Annotated in this window: 17 protein-coding genes; 8 read left to right on the forward strand and 9 right to left on the reverse strand. The window is 34.3% G+C overall.

The window, feature by feature from the left end; translation table 11 throughout:
- Nucleotides 1–144: 144 nt before the first annotated feature.
- Nucleotides 145–1,620: a phytanoyl-CoA dioxygenase family protein gene (locus tag AB4Y90_RS13940; RefSeq protein WP_441558159.1), complete on the reverse strand. Its 1,476-nt coding sequence runs from the start codon at nucleotides 1,618–1,620 to the stop codon at nucleotides 145–147.
- Nucleotides 1,621–1,806: 186 nt separating this feature from the next.
- Between AB4Y90_RS13940 and AB4Y90_RS13945 the strand changes: the two genes are divergently transcribed.
- Nucleotides 1,807–1,947, forward strand: coding sequence for a hypothetical protein (locus tag AB4Y90_RS13945; protein WP_441558160.1), 141 nt, complete (start codon nucleotides 1,807–1,809; stop codon nucleotides 1,945–1,947).
- Nucleotides 1,948–2,123: 176 nt separating this feature from the next.
- On the opposite strand, the gene AB4Y90_RS13950 is transcribed toward AB4Y90_RS13945, so the two are convergent.
- Nucleotides 2,124–3,374, reverse strand: coding sequence for a dicarboxylate/amino acid:cation symporter (locus AB4Y90_RS13950; protein ID WP_441558161.1), 1,251 nt, complete (start codon nucleotides 3,372–3,374; stop codon nucleotides 2,124–2,126).
- 210 nt (nucleotides 3,375–3,584) lie between these two features.
- On the opposite strand from AB4Y90_RS13950, the gene AB4Y90_RS13955 reads away from it, so the two are divergent.
- The 3 genes from AB4Y90_RS13955 (at nucleotide 3,585) to AB4Y90_RS13965 (ending at nucleotide 7,418) form a co-directional block, all read left to right on the forward strand.
- On the forward strand, nucleotides 3,585–4,076 hold the full coding sequence (locus tag AB4Y90_RS13955; protein ID WP_441558162.1) for a BON domain-containing protein: 492 nt from the start codon (nucleotides 3,585–3,587) through the stop codon (nucleotides 4,074–4,076).
- Nucleotides 4,077–4,082: 6 nt separating this feature from the next.
- Nucleotides 4,083–4,502, forward strand: coding sequence for an SH3 domain-containing protein (locus tag AB4Y90_RS13960; RefSeq protein ID WP_441558163.1), 420 nt, complete (start codon nucleotides 4,083–4,085; stop codon nucleotides 4,500–4,502).
- A 1,059-nt stretch (nucleotides 4,503–5,561) separates the two neighbouring features.
- Complete coding sequence (locus AB4Y90_RS13965) at nucleotides 5,562–7,418, forward strand: CocE/NonD family hydrolase (protein ID WP_441558164.1); 1,857 nt, start codon at nucleotides 5,562–5,564, stop codon at nucleotides 7,416–7,418.
- Between the two features lie 230 nt (nucleotides 7,419–7,648).
- Here AB4Y90_RS13965 and AB4Y90_RS13970 read toward each other — a convergent pair whose 3' ends face one another.
- The 3 genes from AB4Y90_RS13970 to speB form a co-directional block, all read right to left on the reverse strand.
- Nucleotides 7,649–8,257 carry an alpha-ketoglutarate-dependent dioxygenase AlkB family protein gene (locus AB4Y90_RS13970; protein ID WP_441558165.1) on the reverse strand — a complete coding sequence of 203 codons (609 nt, stop codon included), beginning with the start codon at nucleotides 8,255–8,257 and terminating at the stop codon, nucleotides 7,649–7,651.
- Nucleotides 8,258–8,451: 194 nt separating this feature from the next.
- Complete coding sequence (locus AB4Y90_RS13975; protein WP_441558166.1) at nucleotides 8,452–9,312, reverse strand: bifunctional helix-turn-helix domain-containing protein/methylated-DNA--[protein]-cysteine S-methyltransferase; 861 nt, start codon at nucleotides 9,310–9,312, stop codon at nucleotides 8,452–8,454.
- A gap of 258 nt (nucleotides 9,313–9,570) precedes the next feature.
- Nucleotides 9,571–10,422: an agmatinase gene (gene speB / locus AB4Y90_RS13980; protein ID WP_441558167.1), complete on the reverse strand. Its 852-nt coding sequence runs from the start codon at nucleotides 10,420–10,422 to the stop codon at nucleotides 9,571–9,573.
- A 180-nt stretch (nucleotides 10,423–10,602) separates the two neighbouring features.
- On the opposite strand from speB, the gene AB4Y90_RS13985 reads away from it, so the two are divergent.
- Nucleotides 10,603–11,109, forward strand: coding sequence for an HAD family hydrolase (locus tag AB4Y90_RS13985; protein ID WP_441558168.1), 507 nt, complete (start codon nucleotides 10,603–10,605; stop codon nucleotides 11,107–11,109).
- A 116-nt stretch (nucleotides 11,110–11,225) separates the two neighbouring features.
- On the opposite strand, the gene AB4Y90_RS13990 is transcribed toward AB4Y90_RS13985, so the two are convergent.
- From AB4Y90_RS13990 to AB4Y90_RS14000, 3 genes are all read right to left on the reverse strand, one after another.
- Nucleotides 11,226–12,620 carry an arginine decarboxylase gene (locus tag AB4Y90_RS13990; RefSeq protein ID WP_074229566.1) on the reverse strand — a complete coding sequence of 465 codons (1,395 nt, stop codon included), beginning with the start codon at nucleotides 12,618–12,620 and terminating at the stop codon, nucleotides 11,226–11,228.
- Between the two features lie 146 nt (nucleotides 12,621–12,766).
- Nucleotides 12,767–13,396 (reverse strand): thiamine diphosphokinase, encoded by a 630-nt coding sequence (locus AB4Y90_RS13995; protein ID WP_441558169.1) that lies wholly within the window; start codon nucleotides 13,394–13,396, stop codon nucleotides 12,767–12,769.
- Nucleotides 13,386–13,955: a cob(I)yrinic acid a,c-diamide adenosyltransferase gene (locus AB4Y90_RS14000; protein WP_441558170.1), complete on the reverse strand. Its 570-nt coding sequence runs from the start codon at nucleotides 13,953–13,955 to the stop codon at nucleotides 13,386–13,388. The genes AB4Y90_RS13995 and AB4Y90_RS14000 overlap by 11 nt, the downstream gene beginning before the upstream one ends.
- A 239-nt stretch (nucleotides 13,956–14,194) precedes the next feature.
- Between AB4Y90_RS14000 and AB4Y90_RS14005 the strand changes: the two genes are divergently transcribed.
- Nucleotides 14,195–14,923 (forward strand): hypothetical protein, encoded by a 729-nt coding sequence (locus AB4Y90_RS14005; RefSeq protein ID WP_441558171.1) that lies wholly within the window; start codon nucleotides 14,195–14,197, stop codon nucleotides 14,921–14,923.
- Between the two features lie 15 nt (nucleotides 14,924–14,938).
- Here AB4Y90_RS14005 and hemB read toward each other — a convergent pair whose 3' ends face one another.
- On the reverse strand, nucleotides 14,939–15,781 hold the full coding sequence (hemB, locus tag AB4Y90_RS14010; protein WP_441558172.1) for a porphobilinogen synthase: 843 nt from the start codon (nucleotides 15,779–15,781) through the stop codon (nucleotides 14,939–14,941).
- A 119-nt stretch (nucleotides 15,782–15,900) separates the two neighbouring features.
- Between hemB and AB4Y90_RS14015 the strand changes: the two genes are divergently transcribed.
- A complete protein-coding gene (locus AB4Y90_RS14015) occupies nucleotides 15,901–16,251 on the forward strand; it encodes a T9SS type A sorting domain-containing protein (protein ID WP_441558173.1) in 351 nt (116 codons plus the stop codon).
- Between the two features lie 106 nt (nucleotides 16,252–16,357).
- Nucleotides 16,358–16,963 (forward strand): ABC transporter ATP-binding protein (locus tag AB4Y90_RS14020; protein WP_441558174.1); only part of this gene is annotated, 606 nt, incomplete at its 3' end.

The following is a 16,963-nucleotide window of genomic DNA, read 5'->3' on the forward strand; positions in this document are numbered from 1 at the left end:
GGCATCAGGGAGCAGGTGGAGAAGCTTATATTTTTGTGGATGAGATTTCTGTGAAATAAAAATCTTTCACTTTAAATTATAAAAACCCGCCCAATAAATAGATTGAGGCGGGTTTTTTCTAAACTAAACTGAATATGAATTATTTTAATCTTTAATGATTTTTTGAGAAACTGAATTATTGTCTACGATTCCGGTAACAATATAATTTCCTTTTGGTAGATCTGAAACATTAATATTTGTTTTTTGCGAAATATTAGTTTTTACCAATTTTCCCGACATATCATAGATTTTAATATGATCTGCTTTCTCTCCGAAAATAATCTCATTGTTTTTAACAAGAGTATTCTTCACAAATAAAAATTTCACGCTTTTAACATCAGAAACTCCCAATGTCGTACCAGCCGAATTTTGCGGACTTGGCGCTCCTGTAACAAAATCTGCAGCATTATTATTAGTATCACCAGAAATTCTTGAAATAGATAATGGGTTTGACGGTGCGGGAGCGTAACCAGATCCTTCAAACTGATTAGCACTCGTTCCGTAACCCACAAAATCTAAAACATTTGTACCTGTAGGAGAAGTAGGCGCAGTTGCATCAGATGTAAGTGCAACTTTTCCTGTTATAGTAGTCAAATTTAAAGTTCCTATTAAATCTGGTGTTACCGGTAAATCTGTCCCTTTAGTTCCTGCATTACCCTCCTGAACTAAATAAATTTGCCCGGGAGCTAAAGTAATAGTTGGTATTGCATGACTATCCGTAAAGCTTCCCGTGGGAGTTGCATACATTAAATAAGCATTGGTAAGAGTTACACTGGTACTTCCAATATTCTTCAGCTCTATGAAGTCATATTTATATACCGAAGTAACAACAGCCGATCCGCCTCCTGTATAAATTTCATTAATTACGACTTGAGCTTTTGAAATAGCAGCAAGGGCAACAACCCCTAAAATTGTAAAAGTTTTTCTCATAGATTTTGTATTTATTAGCTTGATAAATTTTTCATAAAAGTATGTTTTTTTCAGTATCAGAATCAGCTGTTTATCAATGTTTCTATGAGGTAGGTGGTAAATAAGTGCTGTTTTTAGTAATTTAAATGATGGTATGTGTGTTCCTTTTGCGTGAGATTTTGGAACCACTTTTAAAGCTCCGTTATTTTCATCGGTATCATCCAAATGAATTCTGATGGTAAAAACATTTTCCAGAATCTCTAAAGGCGGCTGTACTGCAAACTGATTCTGCTTCGTTGTCCACGGTCCGAAGTTTTCCATTTCAACTTTTTTATCTACAGAAATTGTTAAATCCTGGTGATACGCAACGTACCAGTTTGATTTTTCAGGTTTGTCGAAATAAATGCTTTTTACGACAAAATAATTTTCACCAAAAATTTCTTTAATGATTTCTTTTACATTATCATTAAAAATCAAATCTTTTACATCCGGAATTTCCTTTAAAAATTGTCTGATTGCAAAAAGATCTTCCGATTTTCTGAATGTTTCCTTTGAAGTATCAATGTTTTGAATGACTTCGCTTATTTTTTCAATTTCATCTTGTGAAAAAATATTGTTGATGACTGTGAAGCCATTTTCTATAATTGAGTTTTTATGATTTTGGAAATTCATTTGATCTGTTTTTTTCGAATCTATTTTAAACGCAAAGATGGCAAAGATTTTTTTTAAATGCTTGAAAATATTTTTCGTTCGCAAAGGCGTTCCAGTCAGCAAAGAAATACAATATTTATCATTCCGGAGAAATCTTAATTATAGTATTAGAAAAAATGAAAAGATTTATGCTTAGATTCTTTCAGAATGACAAACTTTGTGGTTATTTCTATACTTAAAAATAATGACAGCAACCTTAGCCCCGATTGTAATGACATCCTTTTTGGTTGCGGGGTGGAGCGAAGCGGAACCCGTAACCAAAAAGATACAATGGAAAGCGGGAAATAGCTCCTAAAAAAAATGGTCAATAATGAAAATAAAATTCATTACTGACCATTCATTAGTCTAAGCTAAATAAAATTTATAAAAATATGAATTGTCAATTGTGAACTCGCTTTGCTTGTGAATTTTCACTTAATAATTCACATTTCACTAACGAAGTTAGATTGACATTTCGCCATCAATTACATATCTCCGCCATGATTATCAAGCTGCCCTTCCCATTTCGAAACGGCGGACGTTGCCAATGCATTTCCCAAAACATTGGTCATACTTCGCGCCATATCGCAAAAGTGGTCGATTGGTAAAATTAATGCAATTCCTTCCGGCGGAATCCCAAACATAGAGCAGGTTGCAACGATAATTACCAATGATGCTCTCGGAACTCCGGCAATTCCTTTTGAAGTTAACATTAAGACCAAAAGCATTGTAACCTGCTGTCCTACGGACATTTCAATTCCGTAAATCTGAGCAATAAAAATAGATGCAAAAGTCATATACATCATACTTCCATCCAGGTTAAACGAATATCCTAAAGGTAAAATAAACGACACTACCCTATTATTACAGCCAAATCTTTCCAATTCTTCAACCAGTTTAGGGAAAACAGCTTCCGAACTTGTGGTAGAAAAAGCAATGAGCAAAGGCGATTTAATTCTTTTTAATAAATCAAACAGGCGGTTTCCTAAGATAAAATATCCTACGATCAGTAAAACAAGCCAAAGAACGGCAATAGCAAAGAAAAAGTCTCGTAGATAAATGGCATATACTTTAAAGATCTCAAAACCATTTGTTGCGACAACAGCTGCAATTGCCCCTAAAACTCCAAGTGGTGCAAACCACATGATGTAGCCTACCATTTTAAGGATCGCATGAGCAACGACATCAAATAATTTAATAACAGGTTGCGCATATTCGTCTCCCAGATTCGCCAAAGCCACCCCAAACATAATCGAGAAAACGACAATCTGAAGCACTTCATTAGTTGCAAAAGCTTCAAAAATACTTTTAGGAACGACGTGTTTTACAAAATCTTCCATAGAAAATCCTTTGCTCGATTTTAAAAGCTCTTCTGCAGACGCAGCATCCTGAATCGGAAGTTTGGTTACATGACCCGGCTCTAACCAGTTTACCAAGATTAAACCTATGAAAAGAGAAACAAGCGATGCAGAAATAAACCAAAGCATCGCTTTAGATCCTACTCTCCCGATCATTTTAATATCGCTCATCTTGGCAATTCCTACCACCAAAGTTGTGAAAACTAAAGGTGCAATAATCATCTGAACGAGCCTGATGAAAATGGTTCCGAGAAGTTTTATATTTTTTGAAAACGGTTCTGCGCTTTCAGGATATTGTACATGAACCAAGCCTCCAATGAGTACACCTAAAACAAGTGCAACAATGATGGCAATAAATAGTTTGTTTTGTCCTTTCATATTTATTATCAATTGCCACAAATATAATAGTTTTAAATTTTAGGCTTACATTTTAATTAAAACATCCCTGAACTTCGCAGAAACGAAACTTAAAATACAGATAACTAAAAACTTACAATAAAATTTTGTCAGATTTGTTGAATTTTTCATTCAATGGTATAGATTTTATTATTACATTTGAATCTAACGAAAACATTAAATATCCTAATTATGAAAAAAACGATCACAATGTCTGCTTTAGCTTTAGCAGTATCATTTGGAGCTATTTCGTGTAAAAAAACGGTTTCTGATGCCGAGCTTCAGACGCAGGCAACAACTGTAGTAACAGCAAGTCCCACTGCAACTATTGAAGTAAAAGAAGGGGTTGCCCATCTTGGGGGAACCTTTGCAACCCAGGCTGAAAAAGACGCTGCCATAAAATCCCTGAAAGAAATTAAAGGAATAAAAGATGTGCACGATATGTCTACGGTAGAATCTGTTCCACCTCCACCACCGCCTGTAGAAACTGCTTCGATTGTAGATCCTGCCGTTCAGCAAAAAGTACAGGATGCTGTAAAAGATTTCCCTTCTGTGAAAGTTGAGGTAGTAAACAACGAATTGACGCTTACAGGAAATGTATCTTCAACTCAGGCCAGAAAAATTAAAGAATCGGTAGATGCTTTAAAGATTGGAAAATATAACAATAACTTAGTGGTAAAATAATTAAAGATGAGCACATTACAAGATAAATATTCAAGTGTGGTTTCTGCGGCTCAGTCTGCAGGTATTTCAAACCTACAGGTTCAGGAGCAGGACGGAATTCTTTATGTTTCCGGAAGCGCATCAAATACAGCTTCAAAAGACGCAGTCTGGAATGCTTTAGGAGCAATTGATTCTACTTATTCTGCTTCAGATATTAATATCGACGTGCAAGTTGCAGGTCTTGCTGCAGGTGCAAATCTGACGGTTGCTACTGAAGATTCTAATCTAAACATCAGACAAGAACCTTCTACGGAAGCTGCTGTTGTAGGAAAAGCAGCGAAAGGTGCTTCTGTAACTTTAGTAGAACAAACTTCAGACGATTGGTGGAAAGTAAAAACTGCCGACGGACAGGAAGGTTATGCTTACTCAAGATATTTGAAAGCGTAATTAAGATTTTTAAATAAAAAAAGGCTGTTTCATTTTTTGAAACAGCCTTTTTAATGTTGGCTTTAGCACCGATAGAAAATTTAACCGGTGTAAGTCCCGCAACCGGAACCACAGTGTTATCAGGATAGAAAAAGGTTCCATCAGGATTTGTCCATAAAAAGGCTCCAGTGCTTTTATCGTATGAAAAAGATACCGAAACCCAAGTATTTGGGGAGTATTGTGTATTTCCTGGTCCATTTGGCATTACTACAGTCGCAAAAAACGGCTGCTGCTGCCCCAAAAGAACGAATCTGCCTTTTCCTACAATTTGTTTCGATTCGTAATCATAGCCAATTCCTACAATCCCTACATTATTAGCATCATACAAAATAAATTCAGTAATTCCGTTTCCGTTATTCATTCCGGTAAAGATTTCTAAAGAAACTTTAGTAATATTATTTTCTGGCGATGCCGTAACTGCAATATTTTTAAAAGCATATCTGTCGCTATTTTCCGTATTATCTATACCACTCTTTACCTGTATAGAATTTCCATGAGCCGCATCTATAGAAACAACCTGATAATCTGAAACCAAACCTTTGTTTGCAAAAAAGCTGCTTTGACCGAGTGTACCTGAAGCATCCGGAACTAAATTTCCTAGTGTGAATGTTTCGAAATTCTCAGTGATAACATTCTGAGCCTGCGCAAATCCGGAAATGGATACACCAATTAAAAATAAAAATAATTTTTTTTTCATAACGTTTTTTTTATTTAATTAAACAATAAGCTAATTTTCACATCTGTTTTTTGATATTAATAATAAATCAATCATATTATAATCTGTTATTAATCTCATTTCAAAAGTACAGTATGCAAATAAAAAAACACGGTGACTAAAGTCACCTGAGAGATTTTTTATTAAAAAAAATAAAATATTTAGCCAGAATGTCTTAGAAATACTACCAAAAAATAGGTATAGAAAAAGATCAATGAATATCAAAATAATAGAAGATATTCTTGTTGTTTTCGTTTTTTTGAAAACATAGATTATTATCTCTAAATTTACGTCAAATTTCATCTATGAAGAATATTTTCTCAATACTTTTTATTTTGCTTTTCATCTTTGGAAATGCTCAGAATCAGCCACAAGACACCTATGTAAAAGACAATTTTACCAAACAGGAGTTTTATATTCCGATGCGTGACGGCACAAAATTATTTACGGCAGTTTACATTCCGAAAGATATTTCAAATAAAAACAAATACCCTTTTCTGATGCAGAGAACCTGCTACAGCATTGCGCCTTACGGTGAAAATGAATACAGAAGAAGTCTCGGCCCGAATAAATATCTGATGAATGAAAAATATATCTTTGTGTATCAGGATGTTCGCGGAAGATACATGAGTGAAGGAATTTTCACCAATATGACGCCGCAGGTTGAAAGAAAAACCAAAAAAGATGTTGACGAAAGTACCGATACTTACGACACGATAGAATATTTAATTAAAAACATCAAATACAACAACGGAAAAGTAGGCCAGTTCGGAACTTCATACCCGGGATTTTACACGGCTGTAGGAACTTTAGCACAACATCCTGCTTTGGTGGCATCTTCTCCACAAGCTCCGATTTCAGATTTCTGGAATGACGATTTTCTTCATAACGGAAGATTTATGTTGGGCTATTTTAAAACCTTTCCTGTTTTCGGAGTGCAGAAAACGAAACCTGAAAATAAAGCCTGGTACGGTGATTCTATGATCAAAGCAACTTCTGAAGACGGTTTAAAATTCTATCGCGATATGGGAACTTTAAAAGACGGTTATGAGAAATATTACAAAAACAATTTCTTTATGACTGAAATTATGAACCATCCAAACTACGATGAATTCTGGCAGAAAAGAGGCTTATTACAACATCTGAAAAACATTAATCATGCAGTAATGACAGTTGGTGGCTGGTTTGATGCAGAAGATCTTTCAGGACCTTTAAATATTTATAAAACGATTGAAAAAACAAGTCCGAAAGCTAAAAACACCATTGTAATGGGACCATTTTCTCATGGAGGTTGGGGAAGAGAAGAAGGAAAGCATTTTCATAATCAGATCTATTTCGGAGACAGCATTGCAACCTATTATCAGAGAAATATTGAAACAAAATTTTTTAATCATTATTTAAAAGGAAATACAAAACAGGATGCAGGTTTGCCGGAAGCTTTGATGTACGACACCGGAGCAAAACAATGGCGTGAATTTGCTACTTACCCGCCTAAAGAAGCGAAGAAAATCAGCTTTTATTTAGCAAACAGAACTTTAAAAAATACTGCAGAACAAGGATTTTCAGAATATTACAGTAATCCGAACAATCCGGTTTTAAGCTCTGACAATCTGAAAGATTTTAACGGGTTCACTCCAAGAAACTACATGTCGGAAGATCAGAGATTTGCTGTCGGAAGACCCGATGTTTTAACTTTTACAACAGATGTTTTAGCCGAAGACATGACTTTTGCAGGAGAAATTTTAGCTAAATTAAATATCGCTTCCACGTCAACAGATGCTGATTTTGCAGTAAAATTAATTGATGTTTATCCTGAAGATTTTAAGCCAGCCGAAAAGAAAGAGGGCGTAATTTACGGAAATTATCATCAGATGGTAAGAAGTGAAATTATGCCCGCAAGATTCAGAAATTCCAGAGAAAAAGGGGAAGCTTTAGTTCCCAATCAGAAAACGGCAGTCAATTTCAGGTTACAGGATGTCGTTCACACTTTTAAAAAAGGACATAAAATTCAGATTCAGATTTCTTCGACATGGTTCCCGTTGTTTGCTATTAACCCGCAGAAGTTTTTAGACAATCCGAATTTTGCGACAAAAGAAGATTATACCAAAGCATTTATAAAAGTTTTTGAAGATTCTTCGATTGAAGTTGAGGTTTTGAAATAAATTTAAAAGCTGTTCGGTCTGAACAGTTTTTTTTTTATACTCTCGCTGATTTTGCAGATGGCGCAGATTTTTGAATTAATCTCTTTTAAAATTTATGTGTAATTGAAAAAAATCAAGAGTTGATTTGTCATTCTGAATGAAGTGAAACGGAATGAAGAATCTCATTCAATTATAGAGATTCCTCCTTCGTCGGAATGACAAACTATATAATAAAATCTTTGTGAAAAAGTTTATTCTTCAATCGTTCGGAAAGTCAAATTCACTCTCGGAGTTTTTACTTTTGTAGTCGGTGGAAGTCGATGCAGCCAATTTTCCTGGGTAGTTCCTTTCATCACCAATAAACTTCCGTTTTCAAGCTGAATGTCGATTCTTTCTTTGGAAATTTTATGTTTAAAAGAAAATTTTCTTTCCGCTCCGAAAGTCAGGGATGCGATTGCGCCGTGTTTTTTCAAATCTTTTTCGCCGTCGCTGTGATACGCCATTCCTTCGCTTCCATCGCTGTATAAATTCAGGAGACATGAATTGTAAGTTTCACCTGAAGCTTCTTCGCATTTTTGTTTGAGTTCTAATAATTCCGGAGTCCAGAGTTTTGCATATTTTGTTCGGTTGGAATAAGTGTATTCAAATTCTTTTTCGCCAAACCATGAAACTTTTCTTTTTGTGTAAATCAGTTTTCCGAAAATCACCGCTTCATCATTTTCCCAAGGAATTTGGTTGAATAAATATTGATAATATTTTTCACATTCAGCATCAGAAAAAATTTTACCGTAATATTCTGCAACTCCGTCTTTAGGAAGAATATTGATGGGAAAATTTTGAATTTCGTCGAACAAACTCATCAGTTAAAATTGTTTATAGATTAAATATTTAAACACAAATTACACAAATATTTTTCACTAATAACACTAAGAAATCGTTTCATAAACATCTTAGACATTGTCTTTTTAATTTAAACACAAATCACACAATTTTTTTTCACTAATGAACACTAAAAATCTGTGAAAATCTGCGCAAATCTGTGGGAGAAAAATAATTAAAGCATGATAGAATCATCAGAATAAATTTTTGCACTTTCCCAACCGATAATCAATTGTTTTCTGTCACTTCCCCACATATAACCACCAATTTTTCCTGAAGACTGTATCACACGATGACAAGGAATTAAAAACGCAACAGGATTGCTACCAATAGCCGTTCCTACTGCTCTTGACGCTCTTGGACGTCCAATTTCATGAGCTAAATTTCCGTATGTTGAAAGTTTTCCTAATGGAATTTTAAGTAAACTTTCCCAAACTTTAAGCTGAAAGTCTGTTCCTTTTAAATGTAGTTTTATGTTATTAAGTTTCGACCAGTCTTTATTGAAAATCGACAAAGCATTTTGCTGAAAATCATCCTGTTTTTCAAAAAAAGATGCATTGGGAAATTTATTTTGTAAATCTCTCAATGCATTTTCTTGATCTTCTTCAAAAGCCATATAACACACGCCTTTTTCTGTGGAAGCTGTAATGATTTTTCCAAAAGGGCTTTCAGAAAAATTATAATTAATATTTAAATTTTTTCCGCCGTTTTTATATTCTGCAGGCGACATTCCTTCAATTTTCACAAACAAATCGTGCAATCTGCTTGTACTTGAAAGTCCGGTCTCTAATGCTGCATCAAACAATGTTGATTTTTCTTCTTTCAGTAAACTTTTTGCATGTTCAAGGCTTATGAACTGTAAAAATTTCTTCGGACTCGTTCCTGCCCAATCAGTAAATATTCTTTGAAAATGTGCCGGACTTAAATTTACCTTTTCAGCAACCTCATCCAAATTGGGCTGAAGCTTAAAATTGCTCTGAATAAATTCTATCGCTTTGGCAATTCTGTGATAATCTATTTCGTCTTGTATGAACATTTCATATGGTTTTGTATCACAAATTTCCAAAGAAAATCTGAAAGAAAAAATCCGTTTCTTGCGGAATTTTAAAACTTTATAAACTATTTTTAACACATAAGTCACATTAGTTTTATAATACTTGAAAATATTTAGAACACATGAGAGAAATCAAAGATTTTCAAAATCTTTGTGTTCTAAATATGCATGATCAGATTAAAACTCTAATGTCACTTATGTGTTTATTTTTTTGCTTGTTAAATCAGTTTGCAAAGAAATTTAATCTTTGTTGATGTGATAATACGCCAACATTTTATAATACAGTTTTGCTGCTAAGAATGCACTTGGTTTTGAATATGCAGAATCCATTAATTCAACAATATCAAAAGCCACAACATTACATTTTTCGAAAACTTTTCTTAATAATTCCAATGTTGGATACCATTGCAAACCACCTGGTTCCGGAGTTCCTGTTGATGGAGCAATTGACGGATCAAAAGCATCCAAATCGATGGTAATATACACATTTCCAGAAACTTTCTCTAAAACATCATTTACCCAGTTGTCATTATTTGCAATTTCGTGCGCAAAAAACACTCTTCCTTCCGGTAAATATTGCGCTTCTTCAACATCCATTGAACGGATTCCCACCTGTACTAAATTATGTTTCTGATTCGCTTCAAAAACCGCACAAGCGTGATTGGAAGTAGAACCGTGAAATTCAGGACGTAAATCTGTATGAGCATCTAATTGTAAAACTGTTAGATTTTCAAATTTTTCTCCAACCGCACGAATCGAACCAATAGAAACTGAATGTTCTCCACCGAAAAGCGTAAATAATTTATCTGTTGCTAAAAGCTCTTTTGTTTTCTGATAAACCGCTTCCGTCATTGCTTCAGGCGTAGAATTTTCAGAAACTTCTCCAGCCAGATAAACTCCTTCAAGATAAGGCTCAGTTCCTGTTTCGATGTCATACAATTCCATATTTTCAGAAGCATCAAGGAATAATTCCGGACCTTTGTCTGCACCTTTTCCCCAAGTTGAAGTTCCGTCGTAAGGAACGGTTACTAAAACTACTTTTGAATTTTCTAATGAAGCATTTTCTTCAGGAATTCCTGCGTATGTTTTCATAATTTATGATTAAAAATTAAATGATTTAAAGATTGAAATATTATCGGCAAAGATAAGAAGAAGAAATTGTAAGTATTAAAGTTATGAGTTATAAATTATGAGTTTTAAGTTTTAAATCATTTAATCTTTAATCTTTAATCTTTAAATAATAAAACCTTAATTTTGCACAAAATAAAATTTATGTCTTTAAAAGCTGTGCTTTTCGATATGGATGGGGTAATTGTTGACACAGAACCGTTGCACAGAAAAGCTTACTTCTCAATGTTTAATGACCTTGAAATTGAAGTTTCAGAAGATCTTTACACCTCTTTCACCGGTTATTCTACAAAAAAAACCTGCAATACTTTAATTGAAAAATTTAATATCGATAAAACACACGAACATCTTACCGATATCAAGCGGACTTATTTCAAAGATTATTTTTACAACGATGCCGACTTTGATTTAATTCCCGGAGTGAGAAAACTGATTGAGCATTATTATGAAAACAATGTTAAATTAATCGTTGCTTCATCAGCTATGGTGATTGAAGATTCCACCAACGGAATTTTAGCAGCGCACAGAGCCAATATTTTTTGTGCGGCTTATAAAAGTTTTCATTCTCACAATCAGGATTATGGTTTGGCGAATATTGTGGTATCAGATTATTCAGAAATAGAAATCGATAAAATCTCTAAACATTTTTAAAATATGAGAGCTCTCCAATTCGGAGAGCTTTATATTAATGTTTTGGCTAAAGCCAATTTGATTTTATTTTTTGTTAAACGGGCTAAAGCCCGTTCCTATTGAAGAAAATGCAATGACTATTGATAGCCTAATAATTTCAAAATATCTTCAGGCTCCTGTCTTTCTCTGAAAATTTCATATTGAAACTCTCCGTTTTCATCTTTCTGAATCAAAATATGTCTGGGTTGAGGCATTAAACAGTGATGAACTCCACCATAACCACCGATTGTTTCCTGATACGCTCCTGTATGGAAAAAACCGATGTATAAAGGTTTTGTATCGCTGAAAACAGGCAAATAGATTGCGTTGGTATGTTGTTCAGAGTTGTAATAATCATCAGAATCACAAGTTAGTCCGCCCAAGAAAACTCTTTCGTAAGAATCTTCCCAACGGTTTAACGGTAGCATGATAAAGTGTCTAGAAATCGCCCATGTATCGGGAAGCGTTGTCATAAAAGACGAGTCGATCATATTCCACTTTTCTCTGTCGTTCTGACGTTTTTGGGAAATGATTTTATACAAATTTGCACCACTTTCTCCTACGGTAAAGCTTCCAAATTCAGTATAAATATTAGGTTCTTCTACTCCTTCCTCTTCACAGAATTTTTTAATTTGCGAAACGATTTCTTCCACCATATACTGATAATCGTAATCGAAATTCAAAGAAGTTTTGATTGGGAAACCACCACCGATATTTAGTGAATTCACTTCCGGAGCAATCTTCTTCAAACGTGCATAAACACGAAGACATTTATATAATTCATTCCAATAATAAGCCGTGTCTTTGATTCCGGTATTAATGAAAAAGTGAAGCATTTTCAGTCTTGCATTCGGATGTTCTGCAATTTTCTGACTGTAATATGGAATAATATCTTTATATCCGATTCCTAATCTTGAGGTATAAAATTCGAATTTCGGCTCTTCTTCAGAAGCAATTCTGATTCCGATGTCGAAAGTTGTGTCGATGCTTTCAGTCAGCTTATCTAGTTCACGATAATTATCAAGAATCGGAGTGATATTTTCAAAACCACTGTTGATCATATCTGAAATTTTCGCCAGATAATCATCGGTCTTAAAACCGTTGCAGATCACTTCAATATTTTTATCAACTTTACCTTCTGTGTAAAGCGATTTTACAATATCCATATCATAAGCCGAAGAGGTTTCGATAGAAATATCGTTCTTCAAAGCTTCTTCAATCACAAATTTGAAATGGCTGGATTTTGTACAGTAACAGTATCTGTAGTTTTTTTTGTAATCGATTTTCTCAAAAGCTTCCTTAAACCAGCCTTTTGCTTTCTGAATATTCTGAGAAATCTTCGGGAGGTAACTTACCTTAAGAGGCGTTCCAAACTTCTCAACAACATCCATCAGAGGAATATCGTGAAAAGACAAATTGTTCTCAGAAACATTGAATTCTTCGGTTGGAAAATACAATGTCTGATCAATAAGTTCCGAGTATTTTATTTTCATTTTTTGAACGAGTAATTAAGAATGCAAAATTGCTAAAAAAGTTTGGTTTTTTGATTTAAAATTTTCTTAAAGTTTGATTTTATCGTAGCTTCTGAAATTTAATATTTTACATAATTTTAAGTCCTGTTAAAAGCTTTAAAAAAGAATCAGAACCTTTTTTTTCCTGCAAAAAATAATAGATCACCTTTTTCATATTCAATAGAAACTTCATCATCCGCCGCAAAATTACGGGTAAGCATATCGGTTGTCATATTTGCATCTTCGTTTTTTAGAGTCCACTTCAGACCTTTAGTTGTGATATTTTCAGCAAACGGAAAAGGGTAAAGCGAAATGATCCTGTCTTTAACATTCGTAATTGTAAATTTTTTAGGAATAAAATAATATTCAGAAAATTCATCATAAAATTTGATATTCATCTGGTCTTTAAAACCAAAAGCAACCGTAAGGTTTCCCAAAAAATGATCCTGCTCTCCTCCACTTCCGCCAAAAACATCAACGTTTTTATAGCCTTTTTCTAAAATAATTTCTAAAGCCTTGTAAAAATCTGTCCTTTCCTGATCAGGAGTGTGAATGAATTTTTCCTGATAAATATCTTCATCCGAACCTGAATGAGAATCAAAATCACCGGAAATAAAATCAAGCTTTTCCAACGGAAAATTAAGCTCTTTTAAATAATGAAAAGCTCCGTCAGAACAGGCAATCAGGTCATAATTTTCTAGATCGGGAAAAGATTTTGGCGCAGTGCCGTTGATGAAAAGAAGAACTTTACCTTTCATTCGGATTCCAGTATTCTTCCGGTTCGTTATTGATTTTAGAAATATATCTTGCTAAAACAAAAAGATAATCTGAAAGTCGGTTCAGATATTTGATCAATTCGGGACGAACTTCTTCAGACTCATTCAAAAAAACCAGAGAACGCTCTGCTCTTCGGCAGATTGTACGTGCTGCATGTAAAAAAGTCGCCGATTTTCCACCTCCGGGAAGGATAAAATATTGAAGCGGCTCTAATTTTTCATCAAAAGCATCCATCCAGTTTTCCAGCTCTTCAATTTCGGCTTCAGAAATAATAAGAGGAAGACGTGATTTTCCGTTGGCCAACATCAGCTTATCAACCGGTGTTGCCGCTTCTGAGCCTACTGTAAACAAATCAAACTGGATTTTTTTTAGTTGTTTTAAAACTTCTTCGTCAGTAATATGACTTTTAGAAATCCCGATAAAAGAATTCAGCTCATCAATGTTTCCGTAGCTGTCAACTCTTGCGCTGGCTTTTGAAACTCTTGTTCCGCCGTATAAAGCGGTCTGACCTTTATCTCCTGTTTTAGTATATATTTTCATAAATTTTTGTTGTTCTTAAAAACCATAAAAATCATGGCGGTTTAAAAAGACTAAATTACTTTTTTAAAATTATGCTGACAAATGTTTTTAGATAAGTTTAAACCAACAAAACCTTCAGAAAATATTTATGAGGAAAGCTGTTACCCGATTTTTAAAATCCATTTGCATTGTGATAATAAAATAATATGGGTTTCGGTATTTTTTATTTAATTTTAAACAACCAATTACAAATAATAATTATGCAAAACAATCAACAATTAAGCGACTTGATGGCGCTGGATCTGGGAATCAACCTGGTCAACAGAAGACCGTACGCAAAAGAAGTTTTTAAATGGCAGGATATTGATCTTCTTCCCCATTCATCAACCGATACCTTACTTTGTGAAATCTACGAGTGGAACGGCAGAAACTGGCGTACAACAAATAACAATCTGATCGGTTATCTATTTTCAGGTGAACAATTGAATACAGTAAAAAATCAATTATTAAATACTCCGAAACATACGGCATTAATTCCTGATTTTGAATTTACTAAAGACAGTATGATCGAATACGGCTTGTCTTTACCTTCTTTATTTAACATCGGAATTAACGGAAATATTAATAATGCAAAAAATTTTTCCATCCGTGTAAATGGAGTTACAAAATCGAGAATCACCAATATCGATTCGCCAGGAATTGAAATCCTGAAAAGTTATTCCGAATTTACGCAGTCAAAATCTAAAACTTACCGCAAAAACATTAAGTTTAATTACCTGAGTATCTCTTTATTTTATGCAGAAAGTGTAGAAATTTTCCTTGAAAAAGAATCGGGAGTTGGCCTGGACGTAAGTTTTCAGACTACAAACGTGAATGTAGAAGCTAAAGTTGATACCGATACAAAAAAACATTTCGTTTTAAAATATTCCGGAAATCAGGCTCCTTTTGCAGCAAAATTTGTAAAAGGAAAAAACTTTGATGTGGAATAGCTTTTTAGTTATGAGTTAAAAATTTACATTGTAAACCGCAATCGGCAGATCAATCGCTTCACGCACTTTTGCCACAATATCTAAATACGGAAGCCCCGGTTTGATCATAATAATATCTGCACCTTCTTCCACATCTTTAAAAACTTCGTTCAAAGCTTCACGGGAATTGTGAAAATCCATCTGATACGTTTTTTTATCTTTCGGAATTTCCATATTGTCTTTTGGAGCGCTGTCTAAAGCACTCCTGAATGGTCCGTAAAACGAACTTGCATATTTTGCAGCATAGCTTAAAATTCCCACATCATGAAAACCGCTTTCTTCCAAAGCTTCACGAATTGCCAAAACTCTGCCATCCATCATGTCACTTGGCGCCACAATGTCAGCTCCGGCTTCAGCATGTGACACTGCCATTTTTGCCAAAGCTTCGTTAGTTGCATCATTCACAATTTTCCCGTTTTCTATAATTCCGTCGTGACCATAAATGGAGTAAGGATCTAACGCAACATCGGGCATGATTACCATTTCAGGAACAGCATCTTTGATTGCTTTGATGGTGTTTTGCATTAAACCGTTTTTATTCCACGCTTCTTTTCCTGTGTTGTCCTTCAGGTCGTCAGAAACTTTCATATAAAGATTGGCCGCTTTCACGCCTAAAGAAAATAACTCTTTACATTCTTTCACCGTAAGATCGATGCTTCTCCTGAAAATTCCGGGCATTGAAGCGATGGCTTCTTCCTTATTTTCACCCTCCATTACGAAAATAGGCATTACAAAATCGTTCACTGAAAGACTGCATTCTCTTACCAAACCTCTCATCGATTCATTCACTCTTAATCTTCTGTTTCTAGAATATATCATCTTTGGAATACTTTTTGAATAATTTATTGCAAATTTAATATAAGTTCTACAAAAAACTATTGCAGAGAATTATAGAATTTATTATTTTTGTTAGTAATATTTAAGCAAATATATCGTTGATGAAAAAACTTTTACTTTTATTTATATTTATTGGCGCTTCTATCGGGTTTTCTGGTAATTTAAAAGCACAGATAAAAGAGCCAGCTTCCACTTCTCAGAAATCTGATGACGGTGTGCTTACAGCATATCCTAATCCTGCAAAAGACTTTTTGATGGTGAAAGCGAAAGATTCTTCATTAAAAATTAAGAACGTTTCTTTTTACTCTATACTCGGAACTCAGGTTGCCAACTACAATATAAACAGCAACAGTGCTGAGATCAATATCCAGAGACTGAAACCCGGAAAATATCTGATAAGATATATTCTGAGCGACAATACGCAAAAGGTTACTCAAATAGTAAAACAATAATATTCAAATCCTGATAATCATCAGGATTTTTTCTTTTAGCTTATTTTTTTTCAATTATTCCGTAACTTTCGGGACATTTCATAACCAATTGTAAAAAACAATTTTAATGCTAAAAGCTGAACATATTACTAAAACCTACAATGCAGGGAAAAAGACCGCATTAGACGATTTTAGCATACACGTTCCGAAAGGAAGTATTTATGGCCTTCTGGGACCAAACGGAGCAGGAAAAACTTCATTCATCCGAATTATCAATCAGATTACACAGGCAGATTCGGGAGAGGTTTTAATCAACGGAGAAAAACTAAACCCAAATCATATTAAAGATATCGGTTATATGCCGGAAGAACGTGGTCTTTATAAAAATATGAGCGTTGGAGATCAGATTCTTTACTTTGGCGAGCTGAAAGGAATGAAGAAAAGCGACGCGCTGAACGAGGCAAAAAAATGGTTTGAGAAACTAAACATCGATCAATGGTGGAAGAAAAAGCTGTCTGAACTGTCAAAAGGAATGGCTCAGAAAATACAGTTTGTGGTAACCGTTCTTCACAGACCTCATCTTTTGATTTTGGATGAACCGTTCTCAGGTTTTGATCCGGTGAATGCCAATTTAATTAAAGATCAGATCATCGAACTTAAAAATAACGGGACGACAATTATTCTTTCAACCCATAGAATGGAAAGTGTGGAAGAAATGTGTGATTATGTTGCT

The sequence above is a fragment of the Chryseobacterium sp. 2TAF14 genome (genome assembly GCF_052115105.1).
In the GTDB taxonomy this organism is placed as follows: Bacteria; Bacteroidota; Bacteroidia; order Flavobacteriales; family Weeksellaceae; genus Chryseobacterium.

Excerpts from the sequence above, each read along its gene's own strand:
- AB4Y90_RS13940 (WP_441558159.1), bottom strand. The coding sequence starts at position 1,620 with ATGAATTTCCAAAATCATAAAAACTCAATTATAGAAAATGGCTTCACA.
- AB4Y90_RS13945 (WP_441558160.1), top strand. The coding sequence starts at position 1,807 with ATGACAAACTTTGTGGTTATTTCTATACTTAAAAATAATGACAGCAAC.
- AB4Y90_RS13950 (WP_441558161.1), bottom strand. The coding sequence starts at position 3,374 with ATGAAAGGACAAAACAAACTATTTATTGCCATCATTGTTGCACTTGTT.
- AB4Y90_RS13955 (WP_441558162.1), top strand. The coding sequence starts at position 3,585 with ATGAAAAAAACGATCACAATGTCTGCTTTAGCTTTAGCAGTATCATTT.
- AB4Y90_RS13960 (WP_441558163.1), top strand. The coding sequence starts at position 4,083 with ATGAGCACATTACAAGATAAATATTCAAGTGTGGTTTCTGCGGCTCAG.
- AB4Y90_RS13965 (WP_441558164.1), top strand. The coding sequence starts at position 5,562 with ATGAAGAATATTTTCTCAATACTTTTTATTTTGCTTTTCATCTTTGGA.
- AB4Y90_RS13970 (WP_441558165.1), bottom strand. The coding sequence starts at position 8,257 with ATGAGTTTGTTCGACGAAATTCAAAATTTTCCCATCAATATTCTTCCT.
- AB4Y90_RS13975 (WP_441558166.1), bottom strand. The coding sequence starts at position 9,312 with ATGTTCATACAAGACGAAATAGATTATCACAGAATTGCCAAAGCGATA.
- speB (WP_441558167.1), bottom strand. The coding sequence starts at position 10,422 with ATGAAAACATACGCAGGAATTCCTGAAGAAAATGCTTCATTAGAAAAT.
- AB4Y90_RS13985 (WP_441558168.1), top strand. The coding sequence starts at position 10,603 with ATGTCTTTAAAAGCTGTGCTTTTCGATATGGATGGGGTAATTGTTGAC.
- AB4Y90_RS13990 (WP_074229566.1), bottom strand. The coding sequence starts at position 12,620 with ATGAAAATAAAATACTCGGAACTTATTGATCAGACATTGTATTTTCCA.
- AB4Y90_RS13995 (WP_441558169.1), bottom strand. The coding sequence starts at position 13,396 with ATGAAAGGTAAAGTTCTTCTTTTCATCAACGGCACTGCGCCAAAATCT.
- AB4Y90_RS14000 (WP_441558170.1), bottom strand. The coding sequence starts at position 13,955 with ATGAAAATATATACTAAAACAGGAGATAAAGGTCAGACCGCTTTATAC.
- AB4Y90_RS14005 (WP_441558171.1), top strand. The coding sequence starts at position 14,195 with ATGCAAAACAATCAACAATTAAGCGACTTGATGGCGCTGGATCTGGGA.
- hemB (WP_441558172.1), bottom strand. The coding sequence starts at position 15,781 with ATGATATATTCTAGAAACAGAAGATTAAGAGTGAATGAATCGATGAGA.
- AB4Y90_RS14015 (WP_441558173.1), top strand. The coding sequence starts at position 15,901 with ATGAAAAAACTTTTACTTTTATTTATATTTATTGGCGCTTCTATCGGG.